16 protein-coding genes are annotated in these 17,923 nt (G+C 71.3%); 6 read left to right on the top strand and 10 right to left on the bottom strand.

Annotated elements, in window-relative coordinates; genetic code table 11:
• The first annotated feature begins 21 nt into the window (after window positions 1–21).
• A complete protein-coding gene (locus tag ACI2K4_RS19510) occupies window positions 22–2,709 on the top strand; it encodes a replicative DNA helicase (protein ID WP_404513111.1) in 2,688 nt (895 codons plus the stop codon).
• 91 nt (window positions 2,710–2,800) lie between these two features.
• Here ACI2K4_RS19510 and ACI2K4_RS19505 read toward each other — a convergent pair whose 3' ends face one another.
• The 6 genes from ACI2K4_RS19505 to ACI2K4_RS19480 form a co-directional block, all read right to left on the bottom strand.
• Window positions 2,801–3,220, bottom strand: coding sequence for a zf-TFIIB domain-containing protein (locus tag ACI2K4_RS19505; RefSeq protein ID WP_404513110.1), 420 nt, complete (start codon window positions 3,218–3,220; stop codon window positions 2,801–2,803).
• Window positions 3,221–3,245: 25 nt separating this feature from the next.
• The gene (locus ACI2K4_RS19500; RefSeq protein WP_404513109.1) at window positions 3,246–3,875 is read right to left on the bottom strand and encodes a phosphoribosyltransferase; all 630 of its coding nucleotides are present in this window, start codon (window positions 3,873–3,875) and stop codon (window positions 3,246–3,248) included.
• A 77-nt stretch (window positions 3,876–3,952) separates the two neighbouring features.
• A complete protein-coding gene (locus ACI2K4_RS19495) occupies window positions 3,953–4,321 on the bottom strand; it encodes a fluoride efflux transporter FluC (RefSeq protein ID WP_404513108.1) in 369 nt (122 codons plus the stop codon).
• Window positions 4,318–4,803, bottom strand: a complete 486-nt coding sequence (crcB, locus tag ACI2K4_RS19490; RefSeq protein WP_404513107.1) for a fluoride efflux transporter CrcB — start codon at window positions 4,801–4,803, stop codon at window positions 4,318–4,320. The genes ACI2K4_RS19495 and crcB overlap by 4 nt, the downstream gene beginning before the upstream one ends.
• Window positions 4,800–6,158, bottom strand: coding sequence for a glycosyltransferase family 87 protein (locus ACI2K4_RS19485; protein ID WP_404513401.1), 1,359 nt, complete (start codon window positions 6,156–6,158; stop codon window positions 4,800–4,802). The genes crcB and ACI2K4_RS19485 overlap by 4 nt, the downstream gene beginning before the upstream one ends.
• Window positions 6,158–8,683, bottom strand: a complete 2,526-nt coding sequence (locus ACI2K4_RS19480; RefSeq protein WP_404513106.1) for a putative bifunctional diguanylate cyclase/phosphodiesterase — start codon at window positions 8,681–8,683, stop codon at window positions 6,158–6,160. The genes ACI2K4_RS19485 and ACI2K4_RS19480 overlap by 1 nt, the downstream gene beginning before the upstream one ends.
• A 636-nt stretch (window positions 8,684–9,319) precedes the next feature.
• Here ACI2K4_RS19480 and moaC point away from each other — a divergent pair.
• The 4 genes from moaC (at window position 9,320) to ACI2K4_RS19460 (ending at window position 12,108) form a co-directional block, all read left to right on the top strand.
• Entirely contained in the window at window positions 9,320–9,811 is a 492-nt protein-coding gene (moaC, locus tag ACI2K4_RS19475) for a cyclic pyranopterin monophosphate synthase MoaC (RefSeq protein ID WP_404513105.1), read from the top strand.
• Complete coding sequence (locus ACI2K4_RS19470; RefSeq protein WP_404513104.1) at window positions 9,808–10,299, top strand: molybdenum cofactor biosynthesis protein B; 492 nt, start codon at window positions 9,808–9,810, stop codon at window positions 10,297–10,299. Before moaC ends, ACI2K4_RS19470 begins: the two co-directional genes overlap by 4 nt.
• 127 nt (window positions 10,300–10,426) lie before the next feature.
• Complete coding sequence (locus ACI2K4_RS19465; protein ID WP_404513400.1) at window positions 10,427–11,632, top strand: molybdopterin molybdotransferase MoeA; 1,206 nt, start codon at window positions 10,427–10,429, stop codon at window positions 11,630–11,632.
• Between the two features lie 38 nt (window positions 11,633–11,670).
• Window positions 11,671–12,108, top strand: coding sequence for a molybdenum cofactor biosynthesis protein MoaE (locus ACI2K4_RS19460; protein ID WP_404513103.1), 438 nt, complete (start codon window positions 11,671–11,673; stop codon window positions 12,106–12,108).
• A 39-nt stretch (window positions 12,109–12,147) separates the two neighbouring features.
• On the opposite strand, the gene ACI2K4_RS19455 is transcribed toward ACI2K4_RS19460, so the two are convergent.
• Complete coding sequence (locus ACI2K4_RS19455; RefSeq protein ID WP_404513102.1) at window positions 12,148–13,599, bottom strand: glycosyltransferase 87 family protein; 1,452 nt, start codon at window positions 13,597–13,599, stop codon at window positions 12,148–12,150.
• A gap of 223 nt (window positions 13,600–13,822) precedes the next feature.
• The gene (locus ACI2K4_RS19450; protein WP_404513101.1) at window positions 13,823–14,377 is read right to left on the bottom strand and encodes a DoxX family protein; all 555 of its coding nucleotides are present in this window, start codon (window positions 14,375–14,377) and stop codon (window positions 13,823–13,825) included.
• Window positions 14,378–14,528: 151 nt separating this feature from the next.
• Here ACI2K4_RS19450 and ACI2K4_RS19445 point away from each other — a divergent pair, with 151 nt between their 5' ends.
• Window positions 14,529–15,068: a GNAT family N-acetyltransferase gene (locus tag ACI2K4_RS19445; protein WP_404513100.1), complete on the top strand. Its 540-nt coding sequence runs from the start codon at window positions 14,529–14,531 to the stop codon at window positions 15,066–15,068.
• Window positions 15,069–15,141: 73 nt separating this feature from the next.
• Here ACI2K4_RS19445 and ACI2K4_RS19440 read toward each other — a convergent pair whose 3' ends face one another.
• Together ACI2K4_RS19440 and ACI2K4_RS19435 are read right to left on the bottom strand one after the other, a co-directional pair.
• Window positions 15,142–16,389 carry an AAA family ATPase gene (locus ACI2K4_RS19440; protein ID WP_404513099.1) on the bottom strand — a complete coding sequence of 416 codons (1,248 nt, stop codon included), beginning with the start codon at window positions 16,387–16,389 and terminating at the stop codon, window positions 15,142–15,144.
• A gap of 168 nt (window positions 16,390–16,557) precedes the next feature.
• Window positions 16,558–17,673 carry a flagellar basal body protein FliL gene (locus ACI2K4_RS19435; protein WP_404513098.1) on the bottom strand — a complete coding sequence of 372 codons (1,116 nt, stop codon included), beginning with the start codon at window positions 17,671–17,673 and terminating at the stop codon, window positions 16,558–16,560.
• Window positions 17,674–17,923: the final 250 nt, after the last annotated feature.

The following is a 17,923-nucleotide window of genomic DNA, read 5'->3' as shown; positions in this document are numbered from 1 at the left end:
ATCCAGCGGAGGGGGGAGTCGGTGTCGATCAGCGATGAGGTCCGCGCGGAGGCCAGGTCGTCGGGGCCCCCGGCCGGACCACCGCCGCAGCGCGACGGCCAGTTCGACAAGACCCCGCCGCAGGACATCGCCGCCGAGCAGTGCGTACTCGGCGGGATGCTGCTCTCCAAGGACGCCATCGCCGACGTGGTGGAGATCCTCAAGACCAACGACTTCTACCGGCCCGTGCACGCCACGATCTTCGACGTGATCCTGGACCTCTACGGTCGTGGCGAACCCGCGGACTCCATCACCGTCGCGGCGGCGCTGGCCGACGCCGGTGACCTGGCCCGGATCGGTGGCGCGCCGTACCTGCACACGCTGATCGCGAGCGTGCCGACGGCGGCCAACGCCGGCTACTACGCCCGGATCGTCGGCGAGCGCGCGGTGCTGCGCCGCCTGGTCGAGGCGGGCACCCGGATCGTCCAACTCGGATACGGCTCGGCGGCCGGTGGCGGGCGCGACGTCGACGACGTGGTCGACCTCGCCCAGCAGGCCATCTACGACGTCACCGAGAAGCGGGTGAGCGAGGACTTCGCGGTTCTCGCCGACATGCTCCAGCCCACCCTCGACGAGATCGAGGCGGTCGGCGCCCAGGGCGGGGTGATGACCGGCGTGCCGACCGGGTTCTCCGACCTGGACCGGCTGCTCAACGGACTCCACGCCGGCCAGTTGATCATCGTTGCGGGTAGGCCCGGTTTGGGCAAAAGTACCGCATCAATGGATTTTGCCCGAAATGCCGCAATTCGCGCCAACCAGGCGGCGGCGATCTTCTCGCTTGAAATGAGCAAGGTCGAGATTGTCATGCGGTTGCTCTCGGCCGAGGCGCGGGTGCCGTTGCACGTGCTGCGCAGCGGGCAGCTCTCCGACGACGACTGGACCAAGCTGGCCCGCTGCATGGGCGAGATCAGCGAGGCGCCGCTCTTCGTGGACGACACGCCGAACATGAACCTGATGGAGATCCGGGCCAAGGCCCGGCGGCTCAAGCAACGGCACGATCTAAAGATGATCGTGGTCGACTATCTCCAGCTGATGAGTTCGCCGAAGCGTACGGAGAGCCGTCAGCAGGAGGTCGCGGAGCTGTCCCGAGGGCTGAAGCTGCTGGCCAAGGAGGTGGAGTGCCCGGTCATCGCGGTGAGTCAGCTCAACCGTGGACCGGAGCAACGTACCGACAAGCGGCCCCAACTGTCCGACCTGCGGGAGTCTGGCTGCCTGACCGCCGAGACGCGGGTGATCCGGGCCGACACCAATGCGGAGGTCACTCTCGGCGACCTGCTGGCCAGCAATACCCGCGAGATTCCGGTGTGGGCCCTCGATGAGAAGCTGAAGTACACGCCCCGGACGATGACGCACGTATTTCCGAGCGGCACGCGCGAGGTGTTTCGGCTGACGCTTGCCTCGGGCAAGCAGATCGAGGCAACCGCCAATCACCCGTTCCTGGCGTTCGGGGGTTGGGTTCCACTGCGAGAACTAACGGTCGGCTCTCGAATCGCTACTCCCCGGCACATTCCACCGCCGCTCGACATCCGGCCCTGGCCGGAGGCGAGGGTGGTGATGCTCGCGCACCTGCTCGGAGACGGATCGTTTGTCCGTCGACAGCCGATCCGATACGCGAGCCAGGATGAGAAGAACCTTGACGCTGTGACCGAGGCGGCGAAGGACTTCGGCATCACCGCCGTCCGTGACGAATACGCCGCTGCCCGCGTGACCACGCTGCGCCTACCGGCCCCGTATCGGCTCGCTCGGGGACGGCGGAACCCCATCGCCGAGTGGTTGGACGGCCTCGGATTGTTCGGACTGCGGTCGCACGAGAAGTTCGTGCCGCCCGAGGTCGCTTCACTACCGAAGGAGCAGATCACCCTCTTCCTTCGTCATCTCTGGGCGACCGACGGGTCCGTGTCGGTGAACAAGACCGGACGAGGTGGACGGGTCTACTACGCCTCGACCAGCCGTCGGATGCTCGAAGACATCTCCCGCCTGCTGCTTCGGTACGGCATCACCGCACGACTGCGGGCAGTTCCGAAGGCCGGTTACCGGATGCAGTACAGCCTCGACATCTCGGGGCGGGACGATCAACTGCGCTTCCTGCGGGAGATCGGAGTCCACGGCGCACGGGAAGCGGCGTGTGTCCGACTGCTTGCCGCCATCGAACCGACGACCAGCAACGTCAACGTCGACACGGTGCCCCGTGAGGTGTGGAACCGGGTGCGGGAAGTTCTGACCGAGCGGAACGCCACGCAGCGGGCCTTCGCCTCGGCGATTGGCACTCAGTTCTCTGGCAGCGCGCTATGGAAGCACGCGCCCAGCAGGGCGCGACTGGCCAGGATCGCCGACGTGTTGGAGTCTGCGGATGTTGAGCTGCACGCGACCAACGACGTCTTCTGGGACGAGGTGCGGGCGATCGAATCGTTGGGCGAGCGTGAGGTGTACGACGCGACCGTGCTCGGCGTACACAACTTCATCGCCAACGGCATCGCCGTGCACAACTCGATCGAGCAAGATGCGGACGTGGTCATCCTGCTGCACCGGGACGACTACTACGACAAGGAGTCCCCGCGCGCGGGCGAGGCGGACTTCATCGTCGCGAAACACCGGAACGGGCCGACCGACACGGTCACCGTCGCGGCGCAGCTACACCTGTCGCGGTTCGTCGACATGGCGATCGTCTGACCGCTGACAGCCGGGCGTGCCGGCCAGGACCCGTCGGGACCTGGCCGACACCACTACCGGTCAGCGACCGGGATTGCTACCGAGCCGCTGATCAGTCGAAGAGCTCGTTGAGGAAGCTCTTGCGCTTCTTGTGCCGGTAGTGCCCGTGGTAGCCACCGTGCTGCTGGCCGTAGGCCGGAGCCGGCGGGTAGCCGTGGGTGACCGGCGGCGGCGGGGCGTGGCCGGGCGCGGGGTAGCCGGGCTGGTGCTGCCCCGGAGCGGGCGGGGGCGGCGGGTAGCCGGCACCCGGCGGGGGCGGCGGTGGAGCGTATCCGCCGGCCGGTGCGGCCGACGGCTGACGGGGCGGCGTGCCGCCCTGCTGGTTCCAGTTAGCCTCGGCCTCGAAAAGCTTCTCCAGCTCGCCACGGTCAAGGAAAATCCCGCGGCACTCGCCGCACTGGTCTACGGTGACGCCGCTGCGCTCGTACTGGCGCATGTCGCCCTGGCACTTCGGACATGTCAGATGCATCACTCGACGGTACCGGGTCGAGTCGGCATCACCCACCGAGCGTGGCCGTAACTTCCTCGTCGGAGACCTCGTGGAAGTCTTCGTAGTAGCGGCTGACCGCCCCGAAGTCGTCCGGGATCTGCGGGCAGACCACCTCGTCGGCCTCGCGTACCAGGGCCTCGTGGGCCGCCAGCGAGCCCACCGGCACCGCCACCACCACGCGGCGTGCCCCCAGCCGCCGGGCGACCGCGACGGCGGCGCGGGCGGTCGCGCCGGTGGCGAGCCCGTCGTCCACGATCACGGCGGTACGCCCGCCGAGCGCCAACGGTGGCCGATCCGCCCGGTACAGCCGCTCGCGCCGTTCCAGCTCCGCCATCTCCCGGCGGACCACCTCCTCGCGCTGTTCCGGGTCGAGCCGGTCGGCCAGCTCCGGGTTCAGCACCTGAACCCCGGCCGGTCCGAGCGCGCCGAACGCCACCTCCCGCGCCCGGGGCAGGCCGAGTTTGCGTACGACCAGGACGTCCAGCGGTGCGGCGAGGCGCTCCGCCACCGTGGCGGCCACCGGTACGCCGCCACGGACCAGGCCGAGCACGGTGTTGTCGGGTCGGCCGGTCAGCTCGGCCAGCCGGTCCGCGAGGGCCACGCCCGCGTCGGCCCGGTCCCGGTAGATGGTGGTCATCTCTCAGGTGTACGCCCAACCACCGCCCAGCGCCGGCCAGTCGCCGCAGAAAGCCGTCCCCGACACCGAGGACGGACCTAGGCCAGCTCCCCGAGCCACCAACCGAGCGCCGCCGCGCCGAGCCCGGCGACCAGTGTCGCGGCGACGTAGAGCGGTGCCCGCCAGCGTCCGGAGCCCTCGGCGCCGGCCAGCCGTACGGTCTCGTGGCTGAACGTCGAGTACGTGGTCAGGGCGCCGCAGAAGCCGGTGCCGAGCAGCGTTCCCACCCAGCCCGGCAGGGTGCCGCCGAGCCCGGCGAGCAGCCCGAGCAGCAGCGAGCCGGCCACGTTGACGGCGAGCGTCCCCCAGGGCAGCGTTGCGCCCAGCCGTCGGGTCGCGATCCGGTCGACGAGGAACCGGCAGGGTGCGCCGACCAGCCCGCCGACGAGCACCAGCACCAGGTTCACGGCATCACCCGCGATCGGGTCGCCAGCCGGCCGCCCAGCCGACCGCCGAGCCAGGCGGCGGTCAGCGCGCCGGCCAGGGTGCCGAGCACGTATCCGGCGGCGAGCAGGGGGCGGCCGGTGTCGAGCAGGCCCCGGGTCTCCACCGCGTAGGTGGAGAAAGTGGTGTAGCCGCCGAGTACCCCGGTGCCGAGGAACGGCCGGACCAGCGGGTGCGTGGCGGTCCGGCTGGCGATGATGCCCATGAGTACGCCGAGCAGGGCGCTGCCGGTCAGGTTGATGACCAGGGTGGCCCAGGGGAAATGTGCGGGTGGTGCCGGCCAGGCGAGGCTCACGCCGTACCGGGCAGCGGAGCCGAGTGCACCGCCGACCGCCACGGCCGCGACCACGTCCCAGGGGAGGCGGTCCTCGGCGACGAGTTGGACGCCGTCCTTCGGGGGCGGGCTTCCGGGCGCGGGGAGCGGGATTCCGGGCGTCGGGGTCATCTCGGTACCGCCGCCGGTCGGTCCCGTTCGCTGTTCGGGTCCGACTCCGGCCGGGTCGGGAGCAGCGCGGGTGCCCAGGCGAGGAACGCGATCGGGTAGAGCAAATAGCCGAAGCGGGTGGAGGGCATCAGCGCGATCGCGGCGAGCAGCCCGTACCCGCAGATCAGGGCGGCCGAGGCGGCGGTGTGGGGTGGGCGGCGCAGCAGCCGTACGGCGATCGCGACGCCGGCCGCGACGAGCAGTCCGGCGGCGATCAGCCGTCCGGCGGGGAGCGCGGCGGCGATCAGGTAGCCGGGGAACGGGGACTGGGCCGGGCTGCTCACGATGCCGTGGCCGAGCGGGAAGCGCAGTACGTTCTCGACCAGCGCGGCGGAGTCGACCAGTTGGACCGGGATCAGGGCGGCGACGGGCAGGCCGATCGCCCCGGCGGTGAACCGGGCGGCGGTGCGCCAGCCCCGGGTGGCCGCGTACGCGAGCAGCACGATCGCGACCGGCCAGGCGAAGAGTTTGAGTGCCCCGGTGAGTCCGATCACCACTCCGGCGGCACCGAACCGGCGGGTGGCGCCGAGGGCGAGCGCGAGCAGGCATCCGGCGAGGACGGGCAGGTCGTCGCCGCCGGTGGCGAGGGTGAGGGCGCAGATCGGCAGGATGGTGGCGAGCTGCACGGCGCGTACCAGGTAGTGGTCTTTGGTCGGGTCCGGGCCCGGCTGGCCGGGAGACCGCCCGGCCCCGGTCCGGCCGCTTCCGCCGCGCAGTGTCGCCACCGCGACGGCCAGGGCGACGGCGGTGGTGAGGGCGAACCAGATCCGGGCGTCGGTCCACCAGGCGTCTCCGGCGATCGCCCGGGGGAGCCCGAACAGGGCCATCCCGGGTTGGTACGGGGTGTAGCCGAGCAGTTGTTCGCCCGCCGGCAGTGCCCTGATCGCGTCCGGTCCCAGGTAGGGCGTGCCGTGGTCGAGCAGGCGGATGCCGGCGTGCTCGATCACGACCACCTCCTCCTGGGCCCGGTCGGTCCGGCCGTCGGCCCGTTCGACGGCCTGCCACACCATCGGTAACAGTGCGGTGGTCGCCCAGGTCACTACGGTCAACCCGGCCCGTGCGGCGATGCCGGAGAGCCGCCTCGCGCCGCGTCGGTGGGCGACGAGTTGCCCGGCGGCGACGGCCGCCGCGATCAGGTAACCGACGGTGGCGATGCTTCCCCAGGCGCGGTGTGGCAGCAGGGTGGAGGTGGCGGCGGTGACGGCGGCGAAGATCGCCGAGGCCGAGTAGAGCGCCAGGTCGGCCGCGGTCCCACCGGCGGCCCCGTCCAGGCGGTGCCAGCGGCGGCTGGTGCGGGTGGACCGGTCCTGGGGGATCACGCGGGCAAGTGTGGCAGACGGTCGGGCTGGCGCGGGCCGGTCCGGCGTCCGGGGGACAGCCGGATCACGGCGCCCTCGTCGTGCAGTGGTGGGGCGAGTGCGCCGGCCCGGCCGTCGGCGCCCCGGCGCAGCGCGGCGAGCACCCGGGGGGACGGCATCGGGCGGGCGAAGAGGTGGCCCTGGCCGGCGGTGCAGCCGAGTTCCCAGAGTGCCCGGCGCTGCGGCTCGCTCTCCACTCCTTCGGCGATGACCAGCAGGTCGAGGCTGCGTCCGAGGTCGACGGTGGAGCGGATCACGGCGACCGCCTCGGCCGAGGTCTCCATCGCCATGACAAACGTACGGTCGATCTTCAGCTCGTGCACCGGGATGCGGGACAGCACCGAGAGGGAGGAGTAGCCGGTGCCGAAGTCGTCGAGGGCGAGGCGTACCCCGGCGTCGCGTAGTTGTCCGAGGACCCGGTCGACCACTTCGAGCTGGCTGAGGGTGAGGTTCTCGGTGAGTTCCAGGACGAGCCGTTCGGGCGGCAGTTCGTGGTCGTCGAGCCGGGCCAGTACGACTTCGGGGAAGCTGGCGTCGAGCAGGCTGCGGGGTGAGACGTTCACCGCCACGGTCAGTGCGAAGCCGGCGGCCTGCCACTCGTCGGCGGCGCCGATGGCCTGGTCGAGGACGGCGGCGGTGAAGGCGGGCAGGAGGCCGGAGCGTTCGACCGCGTCGAGGAACCGCAGTGGGTCGATGGTGCCGTGGGTGGGGTGCTGCCAGCGGGCCAGCGCCTCGGCCGCCACGACGGTGCCGGTGCCGAGGTCGACGATCGGTTGGAAGTCGACCGTGAACTGGCGTTCGGCCACCGCGCGGGACAGGTCGCCGCTGAGCGTGAGCCGGCCGACGTCGGCGGTGTCCCGGCTGGCGGCGTAGCTTGCGAGTCGCAGCCCGCCACGTTTTGCCTGGTACATCGCGACGTCGGCGCGGCGGAGCAGTTCGGCCATGCCGCCGGTGTTGGGTGCGATCGCGATGCCGCCGCTGGCCTCGACGCTGATCCGCATGCCGTCGAGTTCGATCGGCTCGTGCAGTACGGCGAGCAGGCGTTCGGCCCGGTGGGTGGCCACGGCCGGGGCGGGCAGGCCGGTGAGGAGGATGGCGAACTCGTCGCCGCCGAGCCGGGCGACCAGGTCGTCGGGGCCGGCGACGGCTCGTAGCCGGTCGGCGACCTCGATCAGCACCCGGTCGCCGGACGGGTGCCCGAGCGTGTCGTTGACCTCCTTGAAGTGGTTAAGGTCGATCAGCAGTACGGCGGCGAGACCGTCGGTGTGCCGCCGGTCCAGTCGTTCGGTGCCGCGTTCGAGCAGGTGGCGACGGTTGGCCAGGCCGGTGAGTACGTCGTGGGAGGCGGCGTGGGCGTGTTCGTCGGCCACCCGGGTCAGTTCGGCGTACGCCGAGGCGTTGCGGATCGCGGTGCAGAGCGCGGAGGCGAACGTGTGCAGCGTGTAGCGCTCGCGTTCGGAGAGTTGCACGGGTCCGGGGAACCAGAGGCGGAGCAGTCCGATCTCGATGCCGTCGTGTCCCTGTAGCGCGGTGGTGATGATGGTGCCGGTGCTCGGGAGGGGTTCCTGGGCGGTGCCGTCGAGATCGACGGAGGTGCTGTCGCCACGGATGGTCCGCCCGCCGTCGTACCTGGTCACCTCGACCCGGTCGGCCGAGAACAGGTCGACCGCGCTCTGTACGGCGGTGCGCAGGACCTGGTTCAGGTCGACGTCGTTGAGTGCGTCGGTGGCCCGTGCCAGCCGCTGCCAGGCGTCGCGTTCGGCCCGGCTGCGTAGTCGGGCCGAGTAGGCGAGGTGCAGACTCAGCACCAGTGGTGGGATGATCAACAGCAGGCTGAGGTCGGCCTGGAGGATCAGCAGGATGGCCAGGATCACCAGGAGGCGGGCGATGCCGCTGGCCAGGCGCAGGTCCCAGTGACCGGAGAAGAGCTTGCCGAGACTGACCCGGCTGGCCAGGGAGATGACGGGCAGGGTCAGCGCCTCGTCCAGCACCACCACCACGAGGTACGCCGCGATCAGCGGCAGGATCCGTTCGGAGAGGGGCCGTTCGGGCGACCAGGACCAGTCCAGCAGCAGGAAGACCAGTCCGGCCGCGGTGGCGAGCAGCATGTCCTTCGCGACGCCGAAGGCGAGTTTGAGCGGTGCGAGTCGGACGGCCGCCCGGGCGATGGCGATTCCGAGGCCGGTGCAGAGGATGACCCAGGGGATCGGGGCGAACGCGAGACCGGTGAGGATGGGGACCTCGGTCCAGGAGATTCCGTGTGGGGTCGAACGGATGCGTATCCGTACGCTGACAGTGGCGCCGACCACCACCAGGAAGGTCAATTTGGCCGCGGTGGTGAGGTCGTCGAAGGTCGGGAGTCCGTGGGTCGATATCTCCCGGATGCTGATTACTGCGGCTATGCCGGCAGAAACGACGACGAGACCGACAAGCAGCACCAGCCGCCGATCGGTCCCAGTGTCGTCCTGATCAGTCCGAGTCATACCAGTCCTTTGTCGCCACTCGGTGCTTGTCCCGTGACGGTATGTCTCGACAGCCTACGACCCGCGGTTGTTCACGGATACGTCTACTCAGAGCCAGTCGGTCGTGCTCATTGTCCGCTTCCTCTCTCTCGTCGTACCGATCGAGCGGGAGGGGGTCCGGCGCTCGAATCGTTGCTGTTCGACGGGAGAATCGTATGGGGCAAGGCGCGAAATATAGACCATTAAATGTCGATATGCGCAGGATTCGCCAATCCTCACCTGGTTTGCTACGTTCCGTCCTGATATGGGAACTGAATGCTTATGTCTCAGTCCTGATCGGCGCCATTTTTCCTATTTGCCGATTGAGAATCGACTGAATCCGGCTCCCGTGACCGGTGACCGTTCACAACGGCCTCCGACGACCCGCGTATCGCCTCCGGCACCGCGCTGTGGCCAGGCGATCAGGACGATCCCGTGGCGCTGTTCGCCGTCCGGTCGGCCCCCGCACCACCCACCGGACGCCCGCCCCACGGGCGTTATCGGCGGATGCTCTCTCGATTCAGCGGAGTAGTCAATTTCCCCCGGGAGCGTCGTCGACACCCGTACGGCGGTGCGGGGCCTCGCGAATGGACGGCGCCGGTCGATAGGGTCGTGGGCGTGACCACCTCGGAGCATCTCACCCACGTCGACCGGGCCGGGGCGGCCCGGATGGTCGACGTCTCGGACAAGGCGGTGACCGGCCGTCGGGCCGTCGCCGCCGGTCGACTCCAGACCACCGCCGAGGTGGTGCGGCTGTTGCGCCAGGACGGCCTGCCCAAGGGCGACGCCCTGGCCGTCGGCCGGCTCGCCGGCATCATGGGTGCCAAACGCACGCCGGACCTGATCCCGCTCTGCCACCCGATCGCGCTGCACGGTGTCACCGTCGACCTCGAGCTGACCGACACGACCGTGGAGATCGTCGCCACCGTCCGGACCGCCGACCGTACCGGGGTGGAGATGGAGGCGCTGACCGCCGTGGCGACTGCCGGGCTGGCGCTGATCGACATGGTCAAGGCCGTCGACCCGGCGGCCTCCCTCGAACGGGTACGGGTGCTGCGCAAGGAAGGCGGCAAGACCGGGGACTGGACCCGACCGGAGGACCGCTCGTGATCCGGGCGCGGGTGGTGGTCGCCTCCAACCGAGCCGCCGCCGGGGTGTACGCCGACACCAGCGGCCCCCGACTCGTCTCCGGCCTGCGCGACCTCGGTTGCGAGGTCGACGAGCCCGTTGTCGTGCCGGACGGGGAGCCGGTCGCGCAGGCGCTGCGGCAGGCCCTCGCCGACGGGATGGACGTCGTCGTAACCAGCGGCGGCACCGGCGTCACGCCGACCGACCGGACCCCGGAGATGACCCGGTCGGTGCTCGACTACGAGATTCCCGGCATCGCCGAGGCGATCCGCGCACACAGCCGCGCGACCGTGCCCACCGCGGCTCTCTCCCGGGGGCTCGCCGGGGTGGCCGGTCGGATGCTGGTGGTTAACCTGCCCGGGTCGACCGGCGGGGCCAAGGACGGGCTCGCCGTGCTCGGACCGATCCTGGCGCACACCGTCGACCAGTTGCGCGGCGGCGACCACCCGCAGCCGGCCCAGGAGACCTAGACCGGGACCAAACCCACGGCGTACGGCGATAGGCTCGATCGGTGAACGTGAAGAAGAGCCGACCGGGACCGGCCCGGTGAGCGTCGAACCCGCCGTTGTCACGGGACAGGGCGCCGACGGCCTACCCGTGGACTGGGCCCGGGCCCGCTCTCTGGTGTACGCCGCCGGTCAGGCGGACGCCCTCCCCCCGGTCGAGGTGTCCCTCGCCGAGGCGGACGGGCTGACCCTGGTCGACCCGCTCACCACCCTGACCGACCTGCCCGCGTTCCCGACCTCCAGCGTGGATGGTTGGGCGGTCCGGGGCACCGGACCGTGGCGGGTGGTCGGGCGGGTGCTGGCCGGCGGCACGCCACCACCGCTGACCGAGGACGGCAGCGCGGTGGAGATCGCCACCGGCGCCATGCTCCCGGCCGGCGCGGACGAGGTGCTCCGGATCGAGGAGTCGACCCGTACCGACGACGGGCGGGTGACCGGCACACCGCGTACCACGCCGGAGTGGCGGTCGCCGGGCGAGGAGGCGTACGCGGGTGAGGAACTGCTCGCGGCCGGCACCCCGGTCGGGCCGGGCGTGATCGGGCTGGCCGCCTCCTGCGGCTACGACCGGCTCCGGGTCCGGCCGGCACCCCGGGCCGCGCTGCTGGTCTTCGGCGACGAACTGCTCACCGCCGGACCGCCGAAAGCCGGTCAGGTACGCGACGCGCTCGGTCCGGCCGTACCGGCCTGGCTGCGCCGGTACGGCGCCACGGTCGCGCCGTCCGACGTGATCGGCCCGGTAGCGGACACCCTGTCGGCGCACGTCACCGCGCTGCGGACGGCACTGGCCGGGGCGGACCTGGTCTGCACCACCGGTGGCACCATGCACGGCCCGGTCGACCATCTGCACCCGGCGCTCGCCGAACTCGGAGCGGAATACGTGGTGAACACCGTCGCGGTGCGCCCCGGGTTCCCGATGCTGCTGGCCCGGGTGACCGGGCCGGACGGGCGCAGCCGCTACGTCGCCGGACTGCCGGGCAACCCGCAGTCCGCGATCGTCGCCCTGGTCTCCCTGGTCGCGCCCCTGCTGGCCGGTCTACAGGGCCGCCCGGCGCCACTGCTGCCGTACGTGGACCTGGCCGAGCCGATCGCCGGTCGCGGCGACTACACCCACCTGGCCCTGGTCCGGGTCGACCCGGTGACCGGCACCGCCCGCCCGGTCCGCCACGTCGGTTCGGCGATGCTGCGCGGGCTGGCGCAGGCCGACGGCTTCGCCGTGATCGAGCCGGGCAGCAGCGGCGAGGTCGGGGCACGGGTGCCGCTCGTACCCTTGCCGTTGCTGCCCGCAGTGAGATCATGACTGTCGGACCACCGGCCACGGACGGAGAGGCGGAGATCGTGAGCGCGCCGACGACCACAGGTGTGACCCGGGTGGCGGTCACCACCGAACCACTCGACCTGGCCGCGCACGAGGCGGCGGTCGCCGACCCCCGGGCCGGGGCGGTGGTCTCGTTCCAGGGCGTGGTCCGCAACCACGACCACGGCCGCGTGGTGGAGAACCTGGAGTACGAGGGCCACCCGAGCGCGTTGGACGTGCTCCGCGAGGTGGCCGCCGAGATCGCCGCCGACCCGGACGTACACGCGGTTGCCGTGTCGCACCGGATCGGGCCGCTCGCCATCGGCGACGCGGCCCTGGTCGCGGCGGTGAGCACCGCGCACCGCGCGGCCGCGTTTGCCGCCTGTGCCCGGCTGGTCGACGAGGTGAAGGCCCGGCTGCCGATCTGGAAGCGGCAGGTCTTCGCGGACGGCACCGAGGAGTGGGTCAACTGCCCCTGAGGGCGGGCGGGTTGCCCGCTCGGTGCGGCCCGGCCCGGCTCACTGCGGCCGGTTGTAGAGCGGCAGGCGGTTGAGCCGGCGCCGCTCGGTGTAGAACGCCGGTTCCGCACCCGGGCGCCACGGCAGTGTCGCCACCAGCACGATCAGCGCCAGCGCGAGCGAGTTCTCCATCAGCGCGCCGAAGAAGCCGTCCTGGTAGTGCGACACCTCGGGCAGCTTGTGCTCGTACGGCCAGATCGGCGAGATCACGAAGAGCAGGTAGAGACCGACCGCGGCGACCGCGTGCCGGAGCCCGGTCAGGGTCGGGAACCAGATCGGCGACCGGAGGCCGACCATCCCGATCGGATTCGCGCCGTTGAGCGGCGGGCCGATCCGGTCCAGCAGGCCACGGCTGGCGCGGCGGCGGCGCAACGCGGTGTCGGCCAGCACGATGATCGCGGGCAGCACCCAGACCAGGTGGTGTGACCAGGAGATCGGGCTGATCACGTTGGTGGTCAGGCCGACCAGGGTGAACGCGGTCAGCTCGTCACCGTCGGCGTGTGAGTTCGCCGCCCGGGAGAGCCCGATGGCGAGGATGACCAGGGCGAACGAGAGCCAGAGCAGGCCCGGCGTCTCGATCGAGTCGTAGAGCCGGGCGAGCACCCCGGCCAGGGACTGGTTCGGCGTCATGTCCGCCGCGCCGACCCGCTCGGTCTCCCAGATCACCCCGGTGAAGTAGCTCATCGACTCGCGCCCGGCGATCGCGAAGGTCGCCAGGGTGACGCCGATCGTGGTGCCGATCGCGGTCATCGCGGCCCGCCACTGGCGGGTCAGCAGGAAGTAGAGGATGAACAGCGCCGGGGTGAGCTTGACCGAGGTGGCCAGCCCGATGCCGACACCGGCCCAGGCGCCGCTGAAGAAGAACCGGCGTAGCGGGCTGTCCGCCCGGCCCCGGCGGGTCCCCCGGTGCGCCCGCCAGCGCAGGGCCACCAGGTCGGCCATGATGAGGCCGAAGAGGAGCAGGTTGACCTGGCCGTAGCCGAGCGTCTCCCGGACCGGCTCGATCGCCACCGCCAGCGGTACGGCGATACCCACCACGAACCAGAGCGAGCCACCCAGCCGTTCGGCGATCGGTCGCAACAGGGCGGTCAGCACCACGCCGAGCGTGACGATGCTGGCGAGCGCGTTCAGCCAACCGGCGACACCGACCGGGAACCACGCCATCGGCAGCATCATCAGCGCGGCGAACGGTGGGTAGGTGAAGCCGAGCGTGGTCATCGGCGCGATGAAGGCGTAGAGGTCGTTGCCGCTCGCCCACCAGACGATCGCGCCGTGGTAGATGCGCATGTCGAAGAAGTTGTACGGGCGCCCGAACACGTCGACGGCGAGCCAGGCGGCGTACCAGACGGCGGCGATGATGCCGAGCCGGGCGACGGTTCGACGATCGATGCCACGTGTGGCACGGCGGACTGGGTCGAGTCGGTCCAGCCGTCTCCCGACGGTCGCCGGCATGGTGTGGCCACCCCCGTACACGTGTCGAACTTCCCGAAAATCCCGCCCAGGTCCAGTTGGGAGCCTAGAACGGCGCACCACTTGTTCGCCTCCTGCGTTATCCGACCGTGTCCGATCCCACACTAGTTCGCGACATTTCCACCGCGTTAACGCAGGGCGACTGTTTCAGGTGTTTCGCGGTTTCCGTCGTACCGGAGGCGACACGCCCCGATATCGACGCAGCTCATCGGGGGAGTATTGAACCGACCGGCGATCGGCGCGCGGACTTCGCGACCATCCGGGTCCCCCGTCCGGCATGTCGTACGGTACGTCGTACCGAACGGCGCCCGTCGTCGAGTGCGTGTCCGGCCCGCCACCGCAGCCCCGGCCTGCCCTCGGTGTCCACCGCGGCCAGGAGCAGGCCGCCGAGGATGGCGACGTTCTTCAACAGCTCGTTCCGTTGGATCCGACGCCGGCTCGCCTCGTCCTCCGCCCAGTACGGATGCCCGGCCAGGCTGGTCGGGACCAGTGAGCCGGCGAGCGCCACCGCGGTCGGGCGGGTGAGCAGGCCGGTGGCGAGCATCAGCCCGCCGACGAGCTGGACCGCGCCGTTGATCCGGACCAGCGAGGTCGGGTCGGTCGGTATCCGGGAGTCGACCCGGGCCAGCATCGGGGCGACACGGTCGGTGACCCGCTCCGCCCGTTGTACGAACGACTTGGGATCCGCCACCGACCGGGCGCCGTTGACCACGAAGATGCCGCTCAGCAGGGTGCGGGCGACGGTACGTACGGGTCTCATGAGACCAGTCTTACCCGCTCGGTGCCCCGTCCACCCCCGCAACCGTCGGACTGGTCCGTGCCGGTCACCCCGGCGTGAGCAGCACGAATCGGGAAAGTGGTCGGCGAATCGTGATGCGCGGCCGGTACGGGTACCGGTAGCGTCGCCAGGCGTGACGACTGTACGGCTGAGGCCCGAGGGTACGGCCGACGCAGCGGCGATCCGCCGGGTGGTCGCCGCCGCCTTCGCGTCCCCGGAGCGGCCGGTGCCGGCCGAGGTGCACCTGGTCGAGGCCCTGCGCGGCAGCGACGCCTGGCTGCCGGAGCTGTCCATGGTGGCCGAGGTCGACGGCGAGGTGGTCGGTTACGCACTGCTCACCCGGGTGCGGGTGCAGCCCGGCGCGGTGCCGGCGCTGGCGCTCGGCCCGGTCGCGGTGCTGCCGAAGCGGCACGGCGTCGGTTACGGCACCGACGTGGTGCAGGCGGCCCTGGCCGCCGCGACCGAACTCGGCGAGCGGCTGGTCGTGGTGCTGGGCGACCCGGCCTACTATTCGCGGTTCGGCTTCGTACCCGCCGCCCGGTACGGGCTGACCAGCCCCTGGTCCGGGCTCGGCGCACCGTGGCAGGCCCTGCTGCTGCCGCCGTCGGTCAGCAGCGACGGCGTCGTGCCGGTCGGCGAGGTCAACTATCCGATGCCCTGGTCCCGGGTCTGACCGCCGGTCCGGGTCGGGCCGGTCCGGGTCGGGCCGGTCCGGGTCAGGCCGGTCCGGGTCGGGCCGGGCCCGGTCAGGCCGGTTGGGTGCGCAGGTAACGGCCGAAGTGCGGCACCGTGAAGGCGACGGTGCCCCGCTCGCCCGAGTAGATCAGCCCCTTCTTGATCAGCGCGTCCCGGGCGGGCGAGAGACTGGCCGGCTTGCGGCCGAGTGCGCGGGCGATCTCGGCGGTCGGCACCGCGGCGTCCATGTCGTCGCGCTCCACCCCGGTCTCTTCCCCGGCGACCAGGGAGAGTGTGGCCATGGCCCGCATGTACTCGCGTTCCGCTGGGGTGGCCCGTTCGAACCGGGAGCCGAAGAAGCCGACCGCCAACTCCGCCTCGGCCTCGGGCGCGGCGACCCGTACGTCGGCCGCCGTCACCGGGGAGCGGGGCGCGTGGTCCCAGGTCGCCTTGCCGTACGCCTGGACGAAGTAGGGGTATCCGCCGGACTTCTCGTAGAGCAGGTCGAGCGCCTTCTGCTCGTACTCGACCTCCTCGCGCTCGGCCGGCGCGCAGAGTGCCTGGTCGGCGGCGACCCGGTCGAGCCGGTCGATGCGCTGGTAACGGAAGAGCCGCTCCGAGTAGGACTTGGCGGCCGAGAGCACGGCGGGCAGGTGCGGCAGGCCGGCGCCGACCACGATCAGCGGTGCGCCGATCTGCGACAGCTCGTGGCAGGCGGCGCAGAGCGCGGAGACGTCCTCCGGGTTCACGTCCTGCATCTCGTCGATGAAGACGGCGATCCCGGTGCCGACGTCGGTCGCCACGCTGGCCGCGTCGGTGAGCAGCTCGACCAGGTCGATCTCGATGTCGCCGGAGTCGGCCCGGCCGCTCGCGGCGGGCACGTCGATGCCGGGTTGCCAGCGGTCACGCAGCTTCGTGGTGGCCGAGCCGCGACCGCTGCCGGCGGGCCCGCCGCGCAGGGCGAAGGCTTTGAGTACGCCGAGGAAGCCGTCGATCCGGTCCGGCGCGCGATGGTGCGGCGCGAGTTCGCGTACGGCCATGTGCAGCGCGGCGGCGACCGGGCGGCGTAGCGACTGGTCCGGTCGCGCCTCGATCTTGCCGGTGCCCCAGAGCCGTCCGATCGCCTGCGAGCGGAGCGTGTTGAGCAGCACCGTCTTGCCCACGCCGCGCAGCCCGGTGAGCATCAGGCTCCGCTCCGGCCGTCCCCGGGCGACGCGTTCGAGCACGACGTCGAAGACGTCGAGCTCCCGCCCCCGACCGGCGAGTTCGGGCGGGCGCTGGCCGGCGCCGGGGGCGTACGGGTTGCGGACCGGATCCACGCATTGCACCGTATCGGCACGTCTAGCCGCCGAGCTAGAAATAGGTAGATCTGGCTACCGCGTGTCGTCTCGTGAATTAACTAGGACTGTCTAGCAATAACGCTAGACAGTCCTAGTTTCCACGATTCTGTGACTGGTTCCGTAAGGGTCCGGTGAGCGGCCCAGTGGCTAACCTTGTGACTTCAGGCAGAGCACGAAGTCGAGCACGTCGAGTTCGCTGTTGAAGAAGTACCACTCGGTGTAGCCCTCGACCTGGGCGCACTTCGTCTTGGCGTCGTTCTCCCCGTCGGTGGCACCGTCGAAGCGGCGCAGCACTTGGTACGTCTTCGGCCCACACTGGGTGATCGCCAGCTTCGGCTTGCCACTCGCGTCGCCCTCGTTCTTGACGCACTGGCCCTCCTTGACCAGCCGCGCGTCCGTCGACGACTCCGGTGCCGGGGCACCCGCCTCCGGGTCCCCGCTCGGCGCGCCCGGGGCCGCCGCGCTCGGGTCCGCGCCCGGGGTGGTCGCGCCCGCCGTCGTCGTACCGTTCGAGCCCTCGGTGTCCCGTCCGATCAGCCAGAGCGCGGTGCCACCGACCCCGACCACGAGCACCAGCAGCGCCACCAGGACCGCCACCATGCCCCGGTTGCCCTTGCGCGGCGGCACCGGGCCCGCCGTGGTCCACTGCGGATCCGGCCCCGGTGCCGGGTAACCCGGCGGGTAGCCCTGGCCCGGCCCACCGGGATAACCCTGGTCACGGTAGTCCTGGTAGCCGCTGGGCGAGCCGGGGCCGCCCGGTGGGGTCGACGTCGGCCCACCACCCCACGGCTGCGGCTCGTCGCCCCACGGGTCGGACGGCTGCGCGTACGGGTCGCGGGACTGCCGGTACGGATCCTGCGGCTGCGCGTACGGTTCGCGCGCCGGCCGGTAGGGCTCCTCCGGGTACGCCAGGGAGGTCGGCTCCCCCGACGGCTGCCAGTGCGGCTCGGCCTGCGGCCGGCGGTACGGATCGTCCCCCTGCGGCCGGCGGTACGGGTCGTCGGCCTGCTGCCCCGGCCACGGTCCCGAAGGCTGGCCGGGGTGCTGTCCCTGTGCCTGTCCCGGCTGCGGGCGGCCCGGATACGCCCCCGGCTGTCCGGGGTATGACTCCTGCTGTCCGGGGTAGGGCTCCGGGCCCCGGCCCGGCCCCTGCCGTCCCGGATACGGCTCCTGCTGTCCGGGGTGCGGTCCCTGCTGCTGGCCGGGCCATGACTCAGGCTGTTGGCCCGGGTACGGCCCGCCGGGCGGTCCGTAGTTAGACATGGACTGTCCTCCTGGCACGAGAGAAAGAGGCTGGCCACCCTCGGCGGGACGGCGATGCTCTGGTCACCGTAGCGTGACCCCCCGATCGACTCACCTCGTGGAACCGGCCCGACGCCGAGGATCGTGCCGGCTTTGCCGGATCCGTACCGACCCGTCGGTGTCCGGTCACCGGGTTTGTCGGTCAGCCGACCCGACACGCCCGTCCCTACCGACACGCCGGCTCCGGCCGATCGCCGCCGTCCACCTGTCG

The sequence above is a fragment of the Micromonospora sp. NPDC050397 genome (assembly GCF_044901685.1).
In the GTDB taxonomy this organism is placed as follows: Bacteria; Actinomycetota; Actinomycetes; order Mycobacteriales; family Micromonosporaceae; genus Micromonospora_G.
Note: the sequence above shows the minus strand (reverse complement) of the source record. Positions and strands in the feature narration are given on the sequence as shown.